Source organism: Paenibacillus sp. SZ31 (assembly GCF_012912005.1).
Taxonomy (GTDB): Bacteria; Bacillota; Bacilli; order Paenibacillales; family Paenibacillaceae; genus Paenibacillus.
In genome coordinates this window covers 439119-458546 of the sequence record NZ_JABBEA010000004.1, presented here as the reverse complement: position 1 = coordinate 458546, position 19428 = coordinate 439119, and the positions used below count along the sequence as shown (strand labels likewise).

16 protein-coding genes are annotated in these 19428 nt (G+C 46.9%); 12 read left to right on the top strand and 4 right to left on the bottom strand.

Going from position 1 to position 19428, the window contains the following annotated elements; genetic code table 11:
* Positions 1-61 precede the first annotated feature (61 nt).
* The 3 genes from HF638_RS11890 (at position 62) to HF638_RS11880 (ending at position 2642) form a co-directional block, all read left to right on the top strand.
* Positions 62-814: a hypothetical protein gene (locus HF638_RS11890; RefSeq protein WP_169480375.1), complete on the top strand. Its 753-nt coding sequence runs from the start codon at positions 62-64 to the stop codon at positions 812-814.
* Positions 815-825: 11 nt separating this feature from the next.
* Positions 826-1929 (top strand): toxic anion resistance protein, encoded by a 1104-nt coding sequence (locus tag HF638_RS11885; RefSeq protein WP_036606281.1) that lies wholly within the window; start codon positions 826-828, stop codon positions 1927-1929.
* 146 nt (positions 1930-2075) lie between these two features.
* Positions 2076-2642, top strand: coding sequence for a hypothetical protein (locus HF638_RS11880; protein ID WP_169480374.1), 567 nt, complete (start codon positions 2076-2078; stop codon positions 2640-2642).
* Between the two features lie 206 nt (positions 2643-2848).
* Here the strand turns inward: HF638_RS11880 and HF638_RS11875 are convergent, their stop codons facing one another.
* Positions 2849-3580 carry a hypothetical protein gene (locus HF638_RS11875; RefSeq protein WP_169480373.1) on the bottom strand — a complete coding sequence of 244 codons (732 nt, stop codon included), beginning with the start codon at positions 3578-3580 and terminating at the stop codon, positions 2849-2851.
* Between the two features lie 343 nt (positions 3581-3923).
* Between HF638_RS11875 and HF638_RS11870 the strand changes: the two genes are divergently transcribed.
* The 4 genes from HF638_RS11870 to HF638_RS11855 all read left to right on the top strand — a co-directional run bounded on the left by HF638_RS11870 (position 3924) and on the right by HF638_RS11855 (position 9464).
* Positions 3924-4982 carry a CotH kinase family protein gene (locus tag HF638_RS11870; protein WP_169480372.1) on the top strand — a complete coding sequence of 353 codons (1059 nt, stop codon included), beginning with the start codon at positions 3924-3926 and terminating at the stop codon, positions 4980-4982.
* Positions 4983-5227: 245 nt separating this feature from the next.
* Positions 5228-7036: an ABC transporter ATP-binding protein gene (locus HF638_RS11865; protein WP_169480371.1), complete on the top strand. Its 1809-nt coding sequence runs from the start codon at positions 5228-5230 to the stop codon at positions 7034-7036.
* The gene (locus HF638_RS11860) at positions 7017-8855 is read left to right on the top strand and encodes an ABC transporter ATP-binding protein (RefSeq protein WP_169480370.1); all 1839 of its coding nucleotides are present in this window, start codon (positions 7017-7019) and stop codon (positions 8853-8855) included. The genes HF638_RS11865 and HF638_RS11860 overlap by 20 nt, the downstream gene beginning before the upstream one ends.
* 273 nt (positions 8856-9128) lie before the next feature.
* Positions 9129-9464: a hypothetical protein gene (locus HF638_RS11855; RefSeq protein WP_169480369.1), complete on the top strand. Its 336-nt coding sequence runs from the start codon at positions 9129-9131 to the stop codon at positions 9462-9464.
* Positions 9465-9662: 198 nt separating this feature from the next.
* Here the strand turns inward: HF638_RS11855 and HF638_RS11850 are convergent, their stop codons facing one another.
* Positions 9663-11267 (bottom strand): bifunctional metallophosphatase/5'-nucleotidase, encoded by a 1605-nt coding sequence (locus HF638_RS11850; protein WP_169480368.1) that lies wholly within the window; start codon positions 11265-11267, stop codon positions 9663-9665.
* 258 nt (positions 11268-11525) lie between these two features.
* Here HF638_RS11850 and HF638_RS11845 point away from each other — a divergent pair, with 258 nt between their 5' ends.
* From HF638_RS11845 to HF638_RS11825, 5 genes are all read left to right on the top strand, one after another.
* The gene (locus tag HF638_RS11845; RefSeq protein ID WP_445255373.1) at positions 11526-12521 is read left to right on the top strand and encodes a phosphate/phosphite/phosphonate ABC transporter substrate-binding protein; all 996 of its coding nucleotides are present in this window, start codon (positions 11526-11528) and stop codon (positions 12519-12521) included.
* Between the two features lie 178 nt (positions 12522-12699).
* Positions 12700-13497: a phosphonate ABC transporter ATP-binding protein gene (gene phnC, locus HF638_RS11840; RefSeq protein ID WP_169480366.1), complete on the top strand. Its 798-nt coding sequence runs from the start codon at positions 12700-12702 to the stop codon at positions 13495-13497.
* Between the two features lie 38 nt (positions 13498-13535).
* On the top strand, positions 13536-14345 hold the full coding sequence (gene phnE, locus HF638_RS11835; protein ID WP_169480435.1) for a phosphonate ABC transporter, permease protein PhnE: 810 nt from the start codon (positions 13536-13538) through the stop codon (positions 14343-14345).
* Positions 14342-15148, top strand: coding sequence for a phosphonate ABC transporter, permease protein PhnE (phnE, locus tag HF638_RS11830; RefSeq protein WP_139331943.1), 807 nt, complete (start codon positions 14342-14344; stop codon positions 15146-15148). Before phnE (HF638_RS11835) ends, phnE (HF638_RS11830) begins: the two co-directional genes overlap by 4 nt.
* Before the next feature lie 315 nt (positions 15149-15463).
* Complete coding sequence (locus tag HF638_RS11825; RefSeq protein ID WP_169480365.1) at positions 15464-15724, top strand: hypothetical protein; 261 nt, start codon at positions 15464-15466, stop codon at positions 15722-15724.
* 80 nt (positions 15725-15804) lie between these two features.
* On the opposite strand, the gene HF638_RS11820 is transcribed toward HF638_RS11825, so the two are convergent.
* Positions 15805-18591 (bottom strand): DUF5689 domain-containing protein, encoded by a 2787-nt coding sequence (locus HF638_RS11820; RefSeq protein WP_481856155.1) that lies wholly within the window; start codon positions 18589-18591, stop codon positions 15805-15807.
* A gap of 221 nt (positions 18592-18812) precedes the next feature.
* The gene (locus tag HF638_RS11815; RefSeq protein ID WP_169480363.1) at positions 18813-19289 is read right to left on the bottom strand and encodes an RNA polymerase sigma factor; all 477 of its coding nucleotides are present in this window, start codon (positions 19287-19289) and stop codon (positions 18813-18815) included.
* Between the last annotated feature and the right edge of the window lie 139 nt (positions 19290-19428).

Below are 19428 nucleotides of genomic sequence, written 5' to 3'. Positions count from 1 at the left end.
ACACCTTCTGGATGGTTTTTTTACAATACGGATATGTGTTGTTAAGGCAGGAGGACAAGTAATGTTACGGAAAACGAAGATAGGTATAGGCGCATTGGTCGGTTATGGTCTCGCGGCGATCTCGAGTCCTTTTCTACCGGATGTGATCACGTGGGCGATTCCGGCACTGGCAACTGTGGTCGGGGGACTGATTCCTTCACGTTCCACGCCACGTACACAGGTCGAGGGTTCGTCATCAGCCCCTGTACCCATAACAGATATCGGAAATGAACCATCCCGCTTGAACGGGGGACAAGCACCGAGCGCAGTGCCAACAGGGGCTATAGATGCTTCTCCGGCACAGCCTCATTCGAGTTCCACTCCCGCACAACATGCGGGCACAGAACAAGCGAAGCCTTCCCGGACCGAACCAGATCCTGTATTTGATCCGGTGATTGAATACCTGGAAGTTCTGGAGGACATGATCATTTCTGAAGGTCAGAAGAATGAGCTGGATAATGAGATCGTGGAAAAATCACTGGCATTGTTTGCCCGTTTGCAGCGTGTGATCCCTTCCCTTCAGGAGCTAAATAACGGGGATATTAACCATACGGTGCGCAGACTGATTTTGAAAGACCTGAACGGTTTTATTAATCCATTTCTACGTTTAAGTGGAGAAGCCAAACGCAATAATCGGCGTATGTTGCTGAATGGTCTTAGAGACGTGGATTCCAAGATATCGGATATTGTATCAACGATTGAACATAAGGACTTAATGGAGCTCCAGAACAAAGCGGAACTGATACATCAACGTTATAACAGCTCTGAATTATAGGAGGGATTGGCATGGCAACGGAATGGGCTCAGTTGAAGCAGGAAGATGAGCAACGGATTAACCAGGAAGCAACGCAGCTTATTCAGAAAGTGTCCCAAAGTGATCCGGCTCACCTGGATACCTTAATGGATGATATCGGCAAGTTGGGCGTGAAAACACAAGAGAGAGCAGGACAGACCCTCAAGCTGCTTGATCGTCCAGTCAATGAACTGATGTCGGGGAATCGGGCCGAGGTATCGAACATGATCCTGAAGCTCCGTGATGAATGTGAGAGTTTGCAGCAGAGTAAAAATGTGAGTTTTGTCGGGAAATTGTTACGTAAAAGCCCGCTGAAAAACTACGTATACCGGTATCAATCTGTTCGCACGAACATTGATGCCATCATTAACGGGTTGCGGGACGGTAAGGACAACCTGGAAGAAAGCATCGTGAATATGCGTCAGTTGAAACGTTCTTCCATTCAGGAGATCTACAATCTGCAGACCAAAATTTCCTTCGGTAATCAATTGAAAGCATTGTTTGAAACCGAGATCGCCAAGCCTGAGAACGAGAATCGTAAAGCACATCTGGAGCGCGGGTTACGCAAAGTGGTAACACGTACCCAATCTATGACAGAGATGATCATGCTGTACAATCAGGCGATCGCAGCTACGGACATTATTAATGATAACAATGACAAGCTGATCGATTCAGTGAATAACGCCATTGATAAAACAGCGAATCTGATCACCGTTTCGGCCATGATTGCGATGGCACTCAATGATCAGGAGAAGGTCATTTCCGCTGTGGAAGCTACGAATAAGACGATTGAAGATCAATTCAAGGAGAACGCCAGATTGTTGAAGACAACGACGGAGAAAACGAATGAGCTGTTGTCCAAACCGGCTATGTCCCTTGAAGCAGTCAATCAAGCGATGGGTGATCTGATGTCTGCGTTGGATCTGTCCGAGCAGTCCAATCGCCGTATCATCGAAAGCTGTAATGACTACACCAACAAGATGACAACACTTAACGCCAAAATGAGCGATCGACTGGGGCTGGAAGGGCCGAAGGCTGCTGCCATTCCGGAGAAAAACAAACCGGATTCCAGTGCTTTAGGATCTTTCCTGGATTAGGTAATAGAGTAGGGACTCGCTGCATATGGCATGGACATCACTACATGTATTTATTTTCTATGAGGGACGCTAAGTGCGTCTCTTTGTTTCATTTGTTTGATAGAATGAAGTTAAAATCTGGGGTTGTGCGAAGGAGCTTGCTGAACATGCTGGACTTTTCATTCGAGATTATTGATGAGACCAAGATTAATATTCAATACAAATATGGCAGTGAGTTCTTTAACTTTAACCTGTATTTTGCAAACGGGGAGTGGACACTGCATCCATTTGACGGCATACTGATCCAAAATCGTGAAATGTGCAGTCTGATTGTGTCTGAGTTACTTCGTAACAAAGATTTTCATGTCATGTTGGCCAAAGAGAAAATCATTTTATCCCAACTGCGTACGAGTGTTAATCTCCAGTCCGACGAGCCTGATGAATGGGTAGCAGATCGAAGAAACGCAGATTATTCCAGTCCTGATGATGAATTGATGGATTACATAGGGAACCACAGTTTCGAAGAAGTATTGCAGCTTGAGCAAGAACAGATTGAGGCCAGAGTGCAGTTCTTCCAACAGATCATTCAGAGAATGTTTATGGAGGGACTTGGACCGGAAGATGCTGATTTTATCAAAGTTCAGGCCATGATTCGGATATATAAAGAGACATACGATCGTCTTGGTGAGTTGAATGATCACAATAGGGGTGATCGTGGGCGCAGAAGATGGTAATGAACATCTCGCTTAGTATGTAAACAGATAACTATATTTCTGCGAAGTTAGGCAGATACTCCTGATTTGCAAGTGTCATATGGAGGGCGATCTTCATATGTTATTTTACAGGGATCTCCCAGAGGGAGAAGTTCTGGTGGAGAGCCTAGGGCCACCATCATTATTCTCCCTTAACACTGGCAGATCACTTGGCTTGCAAGCATCGTTTACTTTCTCCGACCCGAGATATACCCCGTAGATTTGTGAGGATGCTTCTCGCAGCACTTTTGTCCAGTAGATTTGTGAGGATGCTTCTCGCAGCACTTTTGTCCGGTAGATTTGTGAGGATGCTTCTCGCAGCACTTTTGTCCGGTAGATTTATGAGGGTGTTTCTCACAGCATTTGTGCCCGGTAGATTTATGAGGATGTTTCTCGCAGCATTTGTGCCCAGTAGATTTGTGAGGATGCTTCTCGCAACACTTGTGTCCCGTCGATTTGTTAGGGTGAGATGGTTTTCCGCAGGATTTGTTTCCGCTAGATTTATTGCCGCCACGAACGATGCATATCGATTTGACGTGATATGTTGGAATATGAACCACTTCCTGACGATCTGTTGTGATAATTAACTGGTTTTGGTTAGCCTCAGCTAGGATTCCTTCCACCTCATCCCGGCTGCCTTCATTAATCAGTACACGTCTGAAACGCAGTGCCTGTAAGACTTCCAAAAAGGAGTTAGAAGGAATAGGATTGTTCATTGGAGTTGAGCTACCACTGGAGCGACCTGTGTCGGTGATACTTTTGACATTTAATCCATTTACATATACGCATCCTTTCTTACAGCTAACGGCCATATAATCCCCACGAACATCTATCAATTTGCCTTGCACCGCTTCTGGACCCCGATTGACTTTGACTTCTCTTCCGAGCAAACCTCGTATTCCCTGACCATTCATAGACATTGTATTGACCCCTTCCAGAACATAAGTTCAGATCAACTAAAATGACGGATGCATTGTAATCTCTCAATCTGCATTCAAGTTTGTCTGTAGTTTAATCATATGTGGCATGCTCGTTGGAGGGACTAGCCAACAAACCATTTGTATATCAAATTGGCTATCATCTATAAAAAGTTTTGTATATTCATAGATGATAGATTCCTTATTTTTTTCGTATTCGAGTACACTACATTCGCATTTGCTTGATTGATCCTGTGCATATGCCCGTTCGATCTGCTGTGCTCCTGCATAGGATGCAGGTAGTACTTAATGGACCCATATTACAGGTCATGAAAGGCGGATGAACATGGGTTTACCTGTCTACCGGATTGCTGTACATGCCAAGGAGTATCAACAACTGACATCCGATATATGGTCTGAACAACTAGTTAAAGGCTCCATGCAGATGGACGGCAAGCAGATTCCGATCCGGATTCGTTATCGAGGAGGGCATACACGCGGTTATCCCAAAAAGTCATTTGAGATTCGTACGTCCAGCCGAACGTATCATTTTAATGCGGAGTATGATGACCCCTCGCTGCTTCGAAATGCGCTGTCTTTTCGTTTCTTCGAGTCCATTCGTGTACCTGCCCCCTCTACTCGGCACTGCGTGCTCTACCTTAATGGGGAGCTGTTGGGAGTATATCTGCGGATCGAAGGGGTGAAATCCTTCTTTTTTCGCCAAAGGAAAATGCCTGTGCGCAGTATCTTTTATGCGATCAATGATCATGCCGGGTTTACGATTAATTCGAACTCATCATCAACGAGCACAAGCGCGAATCTATTGTCAGGATACAGTCTAATCCGCGGTAAGGATGTGGATAAAACCCGGCTGCGGACGTTTATTCAACAACTGAACACGAAGTCCAGACTGGAATTGTTTCGTTTTTTACAGTCGAGGATTGATACGGACAACTATCTGCGCTGGCTATGCGGGGCAGTACTTACGGGCAACTTTGATGGATTTGATCAGAATTACACATGGTATGAGAAAACAAAAACCAAAAAGTATGGTATCCTGCCATGGGATTATGAAGGAACCTGGGGAAGAAATTGTTACGGGGCGAAGGTGGATGCCAGCCTTGTTCGTGTCCAGGGGTATAATAAACTTACGGGCAAAATGCTGGCCTTCCGACATTTTCGTGAGCAATATAAGAAGCTTCTACGGCAGCATCTGATGAATGCTTTTACTGAGAAGCGAATTATGCCTATAGTCCATCGATTGCACAATGACATTCGTGAAGAGGTGGACCAAGATCCTTACATGAAATGGCCGATGGATGTATTTGCCGGTGAACCGGAGCGGATTCGTACCTATGTGGCGGAACGGCGGGAATATTTGACTGATAGATTACATCAGCTGTAGGAACTTAACTAGCGTGGGGAAGGGAGACCTTCCTTTTTTTACTGCCAAAATGATGAGAAGTTTATTGTATTGGGAAAAGTAGGGTAATAAGAATAGAAGCGGGATTGTAAAATACGCTATAATAACCATATGTGTACATAGAAATGATTACATATTGGACGCAGTGGAGAAAACAACATGTCTAATGGAGGCTCTGAGCTGGAACGTATGATCAGTTTAGGGTGCTCCGGGCCGGAGGAATGCTTATGATCAAGCTGTTGTTCTACTTGAAGAAGTACCGAGTTGCCGCGATTGCAGCCTTGGTCATGATGTTACTTGAGCTCGCAGTGGAGCTGGCTCAGCCTTATCTGATCTCCAAGATCATCGATAATGGGATTCAGCAGGGAGACTTATCTGTCGTTTGGTTATGGGGCGGTGTGCTCGTAGGTAGTGCTGTTGTAGCTTTTGCTGCCGGAATTGCGAGTTCGTTCTTTGCATCCCATGCAAGTTTGGGGTTCGGATACGATTTGCGGGAGAAGCTGTATGAGAAAGTGCAAACGTTCTCTTATACGGTCTTCAACCGGTTTGCCACATCGTCCCTGATTACGAGATTAACGGGGGATGTAACCCAGGTTCAGGATACGGTCTTCATGAGTCTGCGCTTCATGACACGTGTACCGCTGGTGGTCATTGGTAGCATGATTATGGCAGTAATCGTAAATCCAAGATTGGGTCTGCTGTTGGTTGTCATGGTGCCTGTGCTGCTCGTCGTTGTGGTGTGGATGATCAAAAAGGCAGCGCTGCTGTTCCGCAATGTGCAGCGCAGACTGGATGCCGTCAACGGAGTCATCCAGGAGAATCTCACAGGCATCCGGCTGATCCGTGTCTTCGTACGGATGGGCCACGAGATTGAACGCTTTGCCGGATTCAGCGGCAAGTTGATGAAAGGCACGATCTCCGCGCTACGCCTAACGGAGACCACGATGCCGTTCATGCTGCTGATGATGAACGGTTGTATCATCGCCGTGCTGTGGTTTGGGCGAGTAGACATCGCCTCTGGTAATGCGACCGTGGGTGAAGTGGTCGCCGTGATTAACTACCTGCTTCGCACAATTGGTGCCATGTCTGCATTGTCATGGATTCTGGTAACCTTCTCCAGAGCAAGCGCTTCCGCGCAACGGCTGAATGAAGTGTTCAATACGGAGGACACGTCGGAGACTGAACAGACAAAAGAATTATCAGCGTCTGCACCATCTGCTGGATCTGTGAAATCTTCACATTTTCTGCAATCTTCATACTCAGCGAAGAAACAGCGAACTGTGCAGGGAGCAGTTGAATTCCGCAGTGTAGGCTTCAGTTATCCGAATAGTGAAATTACAGTACTGGATAACATCACATTCACTGCAAAAGCGGGGGAACGTATTGCCATTATGGGAGCAACAGGTTCTGGCAAGTCTTCATTGGTGCAGCTCATTCCGCGCTTATACACAGAGGATCAAGGGAAGGTAAGGATTGATGATACCGATGCAGCAGAGTTGGATCTGTCCATGCTGCGTGGTGCGATTGGTTATGTGCCGCAGGAGGTCATCCTGTTTACCGGTTCCGTGCGAGAGAATATTGCCTGGGGTCGGGAAGATGCTACCTTGGATGAGATCGTGGAAGCCGCAAAGCGCGCGCAGATCCATGAAACGATTGAGAATTTACCAAACGGTTATGATACATTGCTGGGTCAACGGGGAGTGAATCTCTCCGGTGGACAGAAGCAGCGACTTTCCATTGCACGAGCACTGGTACGTAGACCAAGAATTCTGATTCTGGACGATAGCACAAGTGCGCTGGATGTAGCTACAGAAGGCAGACTGCTGGATGCGCTGGAAGAATTGTCGTGTACCACGTTTATCATCACCCAGAAGATCAGTTCAACCACTTCGGCAGACCTGATTCTGCTGCTTGATGATGGACAACTCATTGGACAGGGAAAACATGAAGACCTGATGGAATCGTCAGAGCTGTATCGTCGAATCCATGAATCACAATACGGGGAGGGTGCACAGCATGTTCAAAGCATTCATTGAGCCTTTCCGTCAGCCGCCACCACCGATTGATCCGGAGACGTTACGGTCAGGCGGTGGCCGCAAACCCAAGGCACGGGCGAAAAACTGGTCCGGTACGCTAGGTCGTATCTGGACCTATCTGGCACGGCGCAAGGTTAAGCTGTCCATGGTATTGTTGATGGTGTTTTCCAGCTCCGCACTCGCTTTGCTTGGTCCTTACATGGTGGGGGTGGCCGTGGATGATTTCATCGCGGGTGAAGCCGGCCCAAGCTGGACCCGGTTTCTGATTGGATTAACGGCAGTTTATGTCTTATTCTCGCTCACATCCTGGCTCCAGAATATATGGATGATCGAAATCGCACAGGAAACCGTGTACCGCATGCGGTATGATCTATTTTCCCATCTGCACAAGCTGCCGATTCCATTCTTCGGTAAACGCCAGCAGGGTGAGATTATGAGTCGGGTGACCAATGATATCGAGAATGTCAGCGGTACGCTGAACAGCTCGGCCATCCAGATTTTTTCGAGTGTGTTAACGCTTCTTGGAACATTTGGCGTCATGCTCTGGCTCAGCCCACTGCTGACCCTGCTTACCTTTATCGTTGTGCCTTTGATGGCCATCGGCATGCGCTGGATTACGCGTAGAACCGGGCCGCTCTTCAAGGAGCGGCAACGCAATCTGGGTGAACTCAACGGTTATATCGAAGAGACGTTATCCGGGCAGCGAATCATTAAGGCATTCTCCCAAGAGGAGCGGGTGATTCGCGGATTTGAGGAACGGAATACCCGCATCCGGATTTCCGGCTTCTGGGCGCAGACGATCTCTGGTTTTATCCCGAAACTGATGAATGGATTGAATAACCTGAGCTTTGCGATTGTGGCGGGCATCGGTGGTATTCTGGCGATTCAGGGTTCGGTTACGGTTGGGGTAATTATTATCTTTGTGGAATATGCCCGTCAATTCACCCGTCCGTTGAATGATCTGGCGAACCAGTGGAATACGTTATTGTCCGCAATTGCGGGGGCTGAGCGTGTGTTCGAGGTGCTGGACGAAGATGAAGAAGCGAAGGATGAAGGGGCAGCGGTATCTCTGGACAAGGTGGAGGGAGCCGTTCGTTTTGACAAGGTATCCTTTGGATACGATGAAGGACGTAACATTTTACATGACATCAGCTTTGAAGCCAAACCGGGTGAGATGATTGCTCTTGTAGGACCGACCGGAGCGGGGAAAACAACATTAATTCAGCTGTTATCCCGCTTCTATGATCCGACGGGTGGCACGTTAACCGTAGATGGGCGCGATATGACTACTATTCGGCGTGAGAATCTGCGGTCCCATATGGCGTTTGTGCTTCAGGATTCATTTCTGTTTCAGGGCACGATCCGGGAAAATATTCGTTTTGGCCGTCTGGACGCGACGGATGAAGAGGTGGAAGCAGCCTCCAGGCTGGCGAATGCCCACTCCTTCATTGTGCGAATGAAGGATGGGTACGACAAAGTGCTGCAAGCTGATGGGAGTGGCATTAGTCAGGGACAGAAACAGCTACTTGCCATTGCCCGGGCAATTCTGGCCGATCCGTCCATACTGGTACTGGATGAGGCGACCAGCAGTATTGATACCGTCACGGAGATCAAAATCCAGGAAGGGCTGCAACGTCTGATGCAGGGACGAACGAGCTTTGTCATTGCCCACAGGCTCAACACGATTCGCCAGGCCGATCGAATTCTGGTGTTGAAGGATGGGCATTTACTGGAGCAAGGCTCGCATGATGCATTGCTGGAACAAGGTGGTTTCTACAGCGAGTTGTATTACAGTCAGCTGCGTAAGAAAGCGCAGTAGTCATTTTGGATAATATGTGACATGTATTAGAAAGCTTGTAGTTATGAAAAAGAGCAGGGATGAGGGCACGATGCTCCTCACTTCTGCTCTTTTTGCATATTTTATTGAGAAACATTGGAAATGAAACTTTGAGTATGTGTTAAAATATGGATATAATGGGATGGGTCCGTTTTTTGGAAGGTTGCCAGCGGTTTTGAAGCATGGGAATGAATTTATACACGTAGGCCTGTAGTCAGGCAAGTTATGCGTTATAAGAGAGGAGGGCAATGCGGAATGGAATTCAAATTTGGGAATGTTTCTATTCTTCTACCCCCTGTGCACATTACGATTATCGCAATTATTATTATTTTCATTCTAGTAAGGTGGAGCAAGCAATTAGAAACAAGACGTTTTACGGTTTTCTTTTACTTTTTGATTAGTACGTTCATTACTCCAATTTATTCTCAAAGTACAACAAAAGGTGTATTTGAGCTATGGATCCCCGCAGGGTTTATTGTGATTTTCTTATATTTGATTCGCAGCGAAAGAAATCATCCATCTAAAATGAAAGCGAGTATCTTAGGATTTTCAATAGCCTTATATCAGTTAATCCTTCAATATATCGGATAACGGGACGGGACAGTTCAATTAGAACAAGTAAGCAGCCGGTCAACCAACTGGTTGCTTTTTCTTTGAGCTAATGGTCAGGTCAGTTCCAATATGTATTGAAATTACGAGGTCTGAAATCAAGTACATTACGTTTCTAAACGAAGTTATAGGTTGAAAACAAAAGAGCAAATCCTGTGATCAGGATCTGCTCTTTCTCATTTAACTGCCACTAACTTTCCAGTTGTCCGCCTGCTCCACCGTTAACGGCTGGTGTCTGCGGATGTAATCTTCCACCAGAGCTGCCATATCCGTGGCGCCTTCATGCAGCACCTTTTTGCCTGGATACATCGCATAATCCCCGCCGCCAGCAGCGCGGTAGCTGTTCATCACCACAGAGTATGTGCCATCCATATCCATGGGTTTTCCTTCACGTTCCAACTTCACAACTCGACTGCCCACAGGTTGGGAGATATCCAGCTCGTACTCTAGGCCAGCCCACATGTCGTAATTATAATGTTGAGGTTTGGGCTCCATATAGGCAGGATTCACGGCGACCTCGCCAGAAGCATTCACTTCAAAGTAACGTGCCGTTTGTTCCAGCGCCTCTCGAATATCTTGACCGCTCAGCTCCAGTACCGTCAGCGTGTTGGGATAGATGAAGTTGGATAACACGTCCCGAACGGTGATATGGCGTCCGAATCCACGAGCTTCTTCACTCAGCATGGCGGTATTGGACAGATCAGCCCCAGTCGCTTCCATCTGCACTTGATGTACAAAAGCAATGAATGGATGTGCCTTGAGCCGAAGGGACGTAGCATTGGTGATCGATAAATCCCCATCCACCTCGCCAATGGGTTGATCAAGCCATGCTTGTGCCTCGATTTCTACCTCATCTGTAAGTTTCATGACTGTCGCATCTGGCTCAACTTCACTATATTCATCCAGAAGTAACAATCGAGCCTTCTTATCGGTAATCTGCCACTTCCCGCCCGATGATTGTTCCAACTGAACAGATACATGTCCCGCACCAGTTCCGCTGAATCCCGGCTGAATAACGGTTACGCCATGGATATTAGCGGTAATCTGACGATGTTGATGTCCGGTAAGCAATACATCGATGCCTTCGATGTCCCGGCAGATGGCATAGCCTTGATTTTCTCCGGTTAACCGTTCGGCAGGCTCGCCTGTCTCCAGATCACTCTCAAATCCCCCATGATAACTCACAACCAATACATCTGGTTGTTCATGCTCGCGTATATAGCTAACCCACGTACGAATGGTCTCCAAGGCATCAAGGAACTGTAAACCCTCAATATTTTTCGGGTGCTCCCAGTTTGGGATGTAATGCGTGGTTGCACCCAATAGGGCTATTTTGACGCCTGAAGACAAGGTTTTGATTAGATACGGAGGACCGTAAGCAGGTACGTCCGGTTGCTCATCTTTTACGATATTGGCAGCCAGCCAGGGGAAATTGGAAGCTTCAACGGCTCCGCGTAATAAGGCCTGACCATAGTTAAACTCGTGATTGCCCATCACCGCTGCATCATAGCCCAGTTCATTCAGAACGGTTATGAATGGGTGCACTTCGTTTGTGGAAACCTGTGAAGCTGCATAAGAGGCCAAGGGTGATCCTTGCAGCAGATCCCCGTTATCCACCAGCATCAATTCAGGTGAACGTTCGCGTTCCTTACGAATCAGGGAAGCCAGCAGGGCAAGTCCGGCCGGGCGGTATGCATTGGTATTGTAATGAATGGGGCGGATGGCCCCGTGCAGATCACTGGTGAACAGAATGTCGAAGCTTGCCGTATGGTTTGTGGATGTCATTTTACAATCTCCTCTAATATATAAGTTCAGAACTATGGAATTACCATAAAACGGAGAAGACAGAATAGGCTGAAGAACCGAAGTATACGCCGTTATCTCCGATGTTCTCCCTATATCTTCAACCATAATGAGCCTATTCTAACAGATACAAGTCCTGCTGACAGCCTGACAGGAAACTTTACAAAACTCCAAATTCCGTTTCACATCGCGCTAATATTTGGCAACTATAGTAGATAAGTACTGAAAAATAGAAACTCTTTGGAGGGTGTTCGTTTGAAGAAGTCTGCTTTATTTTTACCATTGTTGATTTTGGTTATGTTTCTGAGTGCTTGTGGGTCTAGTAGTACAACTGGTTCGGCTAACGGGGATAATACGAGCTCTAATGCATCCGGTACGTCTACGGCAGAGACAGAGAAACCTGTCGAAGGTTATGTGCCAACTGAACTGACGGTTCAATTCGTTCCTTCCCAGAATGCAGACACACTTGAAGCCAAAGCGAAACCGCTTGAGAAGTTGCTTGGTGACAAACTGGGCATTCCGGTAAAAGTCAGCGTATCCACGGACTACAACACAATTATTGAAGCAATGGCTTCCAACAAAGTAGACGTAGGTTTCTTGCCTCCGACAGCTTATGTACTGGCTAAAGAAAAAGGCGCAGCACAAGTTATTTTGCAAGCACAACGTTTTGGTGTAAATGATGAGACAGGTGCTCCAACCGAAGAGTTGGCGGATTCCTATAAATCCATGTTCATTGTGAAAAAAGATTCGCCGATTCAATCCATCGAAGAGCTTAAAGGTAAAAAAGTTGCTTACCAAAACGTAACGTCTTCCGCAGGTTTCGTATGGCCGGCAGGTCTGTTGCTGGACAGAGGCATTGACCCATTGAAAGATGTAACACCTGTAACGTTGAAAGGTCATGACCAAGGTGTTATCGCTGTATTGAACGGTGATGTTGACGCGGCAGCTATTTTCCAAGATGCCCGCAACACGGTAGCGAAAGACTATCCGACTGTATTTGAAGATACACGTGTACTGGCGTTCACTGAGCCTATTCCAAACGATACCATTGCTGTTCGCACTGACATGAATGCAGATTGGACTGCGAAGATCAAACAAGCCTTCATCGATATTGGTAAAGATACTGAAGGTCACCAGATCATCAAAGAAATCTATACGCATGAAGGTTATGTAGAATCCGATGATAGCAAGTTCGAGATCGTTCGTCAGTATGGCGAAAAAGTGAAAGGTGAATAATTCTGATCCAAAAGTAGTTTGGGATCTGTTCACTTTGTAGTAGCTCTCTTGCATGGGAACAGCTTAATCGTAGCAATGGACAGGCCAGTTCAGCGTGATCTACGCTGCGCTGGCTTGTGCCATTATAGCAAGGACTTATGTATGGTTGATCATTATGAATGAAAGAAGGATTATTGCCATGATTGAGCTTCACAACGTTACTAAAACTTACGCTAACGGCACCAAGGGCCTGGATAATATTAATCTGAAATTTGAGCAGGGTGAATTCATTGCTGTAGTCGGCCTGTCCGGTGCGGGTAAATCAACTCTCCTGCGATCCATTAACCGACTTCACGACATTAGTGAGGGAGAGATTCTGATCAATGGAAGCTCCATCACGAAGGCACAAGGAAAACGGCTACGCATGATTAGACGCGACATCGGCATGATTTTCCAGAGCTTCAATCTCGTGAAACGGTCCAGTGTACTACGTAATGTACTCGCTGGACGCGTTGGATACCATTCCACCATGCGTACTATTCTGGGGCGTTTTCCAAAAGAGGATATTGAACTGGCATTCACTGCGCTGGATCGGGTGAATATCTCCGAGAAAGCTTACTCCCGTGCAGATCAGTTGTCCGGTGGTCAACAACAGCGTGTGGCTATTGCTCGTGTCCTTGCGCAGGAAGCAAAAATCATTCTGGCCGACGAACCGGTTGCTTCACTCGACCCACTTACAACGAAGCAGGTTATGGATGACCTGAAACGCATCAATCAAGACCTTGGGATTACCACTATTGTTAACCTTCACTTTATTGACCTGGCTAGAGAGTATGCGACCCGTATTGTTGGATTACGTGCAGGGGAGGTCGTATTCGACGGTCCGGTAGAAGAGGCAACGGATGAACGATTTGCAGAAATTTACGGCAGACCGATTCTGGCTGACGAATTGTTGGACAAGCAGGTTGTGCATGAGCAGGGAGAAGTTGTGGTATGAAGGGGCAGTCCAACGTTCCACTTCAGAATTCAGGCGGGATGGGCAAGGAACCTGGTTCCAGCCCTGCAGAGGTTGTGAATCGTCCCAAGCCGCCTGGGCGTACGAAACATCTACTCACCCTGATCATCATTCTGCTTCTTTTGTGGGCAAGTGCGAAGCAGACGGACGCCACCTTCACAGAGTTGATTGAGGGTTTCCCCAACATGCTGGACTTGTTGAAAGAAATGTTTCCTCCTCGGTGGAGTTATTTTGACAATATCGTGCAAGGCATGTTGGAGACGATCCGAATGGCTCTGATTGGGACAACCATTGGTGCCATTATCGCCATTCCAATCTCGATCATCTGTGCCGGTAACCTGATGCCAAGTCGCTGGATCTATTATCCGGCGCGCTTTCTGCTGAACCTGATTCGGACCGTACCGGATTTGTTGCTTGCTGCTTTGTTCGTTGCTGTGTTTGGTCTGGGGCCCATCCCCGGAATCTTGGCACTGGCTGTATTCTCGGTAGGTCTCATTGCGAAGCTGACCTATGAGACGCTGGAAACCATTGATCAAGGACCGCTGGAAGCGATGACGGCTGTTGGTATGAACCGGATTCAGCTCATTGTATATGGCGTGGTGCCGCAACTGGCTGCCCAGTTCACATCCTATGTGCTGTATGCCTTCGAAATTAATATACGTGCTGCTGCCATTCTGGGATTGGTGGGAGCCGGAGGGATCGGGCTTTACTATGAGGCCACACTTGGATTCCTGGAGTATGACAAGACCAGCGTAATCATTCTGTTTACCCTCGTCATCGTTCTGGTCATTGATTATGTAAGTACTAAGCTGCGGGAGAAATTGCTATGATGAAAAATGAAACAAGCCGCATCCGGCCAAAACCACGAAAAAACCCGCTACGCTGGGTTATTGTATTACTGCTGATCCTTGTGTATGCTTGGGCGCTTGCCGGTGTACCGTTTACTGGTTTCAAGGAAACCGCCGCCCAGATTATGAAGGCCATTGTAGCCGGGATTTTCTCACCAGATTGGGATTTTGTATATCTGCCTGAAGGAGAAGACTTGCTGCGAGGTCTACTGGATACGCTCGCGATTTCCGTGCTGGGTACTGTAATCTCGGCAGTGCTCTGTATCCCGTTTGCATTCTGGTCTGCCCGCAATATGAGTGGGCATCGTTCCATCTCGGGTGCAGGTAAAATGGTACTTAGCTTCATACGTACGTTCCCTGAGATTATTATGGCTTTGATGTTCATCAAAGCAGTAGGTCCCGGATCGTTCGCAGGGGTACTTGCCCTTGGATTACACTCGATTGGTATGTTAGGCAAATTGTACGCGGATGAAGTTGAAAATATCGACTATGGTCCGTCTGAGGCGCTGCTTGCCTCCGGAGCCAATCGCATGCAGCAGTTGTGGTTTGCCATCCTGCCGCAGGTTATGCCTGGCTTCCTGAACTATACCTTGTATCGTTTCGAGATCAATGTGCGTTCCGCGACCATACTGGGTGTAATCGGAGCAGGGGGGATTGGTACACCGCTGATCTTCGCGTTAAGTACTCGGAACTGGCCGCGAGTAGGTATAATCCTGCTGGGTATCATCGTGATGATCACGATTATCGATTTGATCTCGGGTTATATTCGTAAGAAGCTGGTGTAGAGATAATGAGGAGCTACGAAGATATTAGATCATAGAGTGAAATTAGATAATAAAGTAAGAGGAGAGGGCTATTCGGTGCCAGAATATGGGCAGGGATAGTCTTTTTTTTGTGTCTGCAAATAAACAAAGTAGCGTTCTTGTTACTCTGCTAACCGTTGAGGAATAAGAGTGTTCAAAGAATATGTATAACAATGATTGAATTATTTTTCAATTATATGTAAGATTAATGTGTTTCTATATAAAGGGAATTAAGGATATTAATACTCCTCGTAGATACCAATATAAGAAATGAGTTTTTCGAAAGGAAGGTGACCTATGGAGATATTTTCTTCTATATGGATTGTATTTATGGTATTGATATTGCTGTACAGAATGATCTTTCAGAAGTTTAAAAAATATAACAGAGAAAATATGGGGCTCAGTGCAATCCTGATCATTTTCACGGGAAGCAGTTATACATTTACACAGATGAACTTGATTTTTGTCATTAGTGTCATTGCCGTGGCCGCTTATTCTGCTGTATGGAACAGCATTCTGTTTGTGAGAAATGGATATGAGCCAGAACGATTGAAATGAACTTGTGCTATGATCCAAAAAACCGAGACCATGTTGCCCTGTAAATCAGGCAATGTTGGTGTCGGTTTTTTGTTCATTTCTTAGCTAGCCAAAGGCAATGCTTTGGTTACTTGAACCGTAATCGTCTCTGTGCTGGTTACGCCTGCGGCGTTGATTAGCTCAGCACGGTACGTGTACGTTCCGTTAGCGCGACCGGACAATTCCGTTGTAGCACTTTGGGAAGCTGGTGTTGCCACGTTCAACGCTTGTGTATCAATCAATACATCATTCTCATAGAGACGGTATTCGGTTGCGTTCGTACCCCACCAGAGGTTCATGGCTACGTTGTAGTTGCCGTCACCATCCCAGTTGTTTTGGGACAACGTAGCTTTGCCTGGAGCAGCATTGGTTACTTGTACCGTCAGCACATCACTGCGTGTTGTGCCTTTGTCATTGGTCAGCTCAGCTACGTAGGTATACGTGCCGTTGGCTTTGCCTGTAATAGCCGTTTTGGAGGACTGAGCCGATGGTGAAGCCGCAGTCAACTTCTGTGTATCGATCAGAACGTCATTCTCATACAGTTTGTACGTGGAACCATTTTCGCCCCACCAGAGGTTCATGCTTACGTTAAAAGAACCTTCGAACAGGCCAGTTGTATATCCATTATCAGAAGAAAGCACCGGTTTACCCGGTGCTCCCGCAGCTGGAGTAGAAGGCTGTTCGCCTCCACCTTGATCTTCAGCAGGTACAAAATCATTCAAACTTCTAGGTTTCAATTGATATGCATCTTTGAAAATAGCGGAAATGCCTGTGATACTGATCTTGTCCCCTGCAACATAAGGGAAGGAAGTATCTGTTACACCGGTACGTGTATCTACACGGATATGTGTGCTCGTTCCATCTGCCGCTACCGCGTCGAATTCAAATGATCCAACGGGTGTAGCACTGATGATATTCTCGATGGTTACACCCTTCAATTGAACCAGTTGACCTTGGTTCGCATCTGTAATTGCTGTAACTTCGATTGGAGCAGGTACGGAAGCCGTACCTGTTTTCTCAATCGCGATGATATCGGTAAGCTCGAACTCGCTGTTATAGATGGTTGTTGCTGCTGTTACTTTCACCTTGTCACCAGCATGGAAGCCGCTAGTGTGCTGGAACACGTAGATTCCGGCAGTTTCATCTTGAAGATAGAAGGCTTGTCCACCGAATGCACCCGGCTCTGTCGTTACAACACCTTCGATGGTTACGGTAGTGCCAACCGCTTTGGTGCGTGCTTCAGCAACGGTGATAGCTGCTGGAATCGGTCCTTCTTCTTCCGGCAGCTGTTCTGCTGGCACATTACCTACGGTCACGGCATTTGTGATCAGGTTGCTGCCATTCAGACGCAGACGCAAGCTCGCAGCGCCAGTTGTACCTGGTTTGATGCGTACGTTCAGGTCTTTGATCCCGCGACCTTGGCTGTCCGAGGTTACACTGAATGTGGAGCTATAGCCATACGAAGTCGGCCAAGTACCACTTTCATTCTGGATCATGGCGACCTGTGTTCCGCCAGTCAGATAGATACCGGCACTATAACCGGATACGGTTGTGTTCGGAGCCATGTTCTCTACAACCACACGAATCTGGAAGTCTTCTGCATTTGGAAGAGTATCCTGTTTCACGAAGCTGTAAGCAGCGTTCGCACTGGATGCAGGGCCACCGTAAGAGCCAGCCTTGAACGTGGAACGATCGTACCACTTGTATCCGGCAGCAGGTGCGGACCAAGGTTCAGCCTGAGGTTCTGTGGAAGCAGCCGGCTCTTCGAATGGCAACAGCGCTGTAGCTGTATCCAGTTCAAGTCCGTTGACTTGAGTCAGATCCGTGTAGTTCTCTTGTGTAGCGAGCCAGTTCACGGTATTCACGAGCAACACCGCATCATCGGCTTCTTTAAAACCGTCATAAGTCGTTTTGCGTGTGCCTGTCTCTTCACGCAAGTATTTTGGTGATGCATCTTCTACTGGAGAGGAGTCACCGATGAAGGCAGCCTTACCTGCGCCCAGCTTGGATACGGCTACGTAAGGACCTTCTTCGATCCCGCCGCCGTTGTATACGCCTTGGTCCACCGCGTTATTCCATTTTGCGTTGGTTTTTGGCAGATACACAATACCTTTTGCTTTTTCCGGATCAGTGATTGCAAGTGTTGAACCGGCGTGCATAGCTACAGCCGATACACCTTCTGTGATGCCGAAGGCTTGATCTGCCGGTACAACGATATTGGCATTGATATCGCCAAGTGCGTTATAGCGGAAACGTACGCCGAAGTTATCGGACAACCAGTCTGTGCTGGTTACATTTTGCATGGCTTCCGAGTTACGCTCATCTGTGCTCATACCTTTGGTCGGATCTTCAAAAGCTCCCCGACGATAACCGTTGATGACTTCAGAGCCATCCCAGCGGTTTTTGTTACGGTCAGCATTATAGTGATCTCCAACGAAGAAGATGCTGCCACCCGTTTCAACATATTGTTTCAGTGCTGCCTGTTCGGATGTTTTGAAAGGAATTTGAGGCTCTGCAATAACGAATACGTTATACTCTTTCAGATCATCATAGGTAAATGGTGTCGTCTTGCGAAGTTCTTTGACATAATAACCATCATTCGCGAGTGCATTCCCGAAGTCGGAGAAACCTCCATCAATGACCCAGTCTGCGGCTCCAGCCGTCTGGCCGTGAGAGTTGTCGAACAAAACTTTCTTGCCTGCGTTTTGGTTCACAACCTTCGCCTGAATGAATGGTGCCGGATCTGTCGGCCCTTCCGCATGAACCGATGCATCTCCGTTCCATAATCCGATCTGAAGCGGCAAAGCCATGGACAATGCCAAGAGTGATTTTAAAAATACTCCTCGCATACCTGTTAATTTACCCAACCAAATCCCTCCCAAATATTAGTTGATTCATGAGTTCGTCCATATTCTACCACATGAAAATCTCACATAGTCATAACAATTTGTAAAAATTAACTCGATATTTGTAAAATTGGGTCTTTTGACATATCTATAGGTATTTCGGTCCCGGCATAATTCATCCAATTCTGCGTGCATATTGATTTTACGCAAATAAAAAGCCATCTCTATGAGATGACTTTGGCTCGAATTCGATTGACGGCATGGAAGACAGAGGATTTAATCATGCCTTCACTGCGATTCACCAGCTCTGCCGTTTCCTTAATGGAGTATCCGTGGATGAGGCGAAGTTCTAATATTTTACGATGCTCGGTGTTGTTAATATGGGAGACAATATCATGAACGCCTTCATTAATTTCAAGGTGGGGTGTATCAAAGTGATGGGTAGGTGCCTCCAGACGACTGTCGCGTTTGAGTGTACGGGTACGTCTGCGGAAGCTGTCCATCGCAAGGTTTCGGGCAATCCGTTTGAGATAATAGAGAAGCCGATCTTCAGGGATATTCACGGTAACGTTCATCAGTCGAATGAAACAATCCTGAGCCAGATCTTCTGCGTCTTGCGGTTGTTTGACGATATGGGATAGATACCTTGTGATTTCTGATTTATAGTTGATATAAGCTTCATTTACTTGTGTGTTATTCATATGATGTGAATCCCCCTTGGATACAGATCAGGCTTGGGTCCGGTCTGGTATGAGTCTCTTATGATCCAAGTATATCGGGAGGTTGTTTCCAAACGGTTCAGAGTTGTATCGGAGTTGTAACATTTCGTGCTTCCCTCTA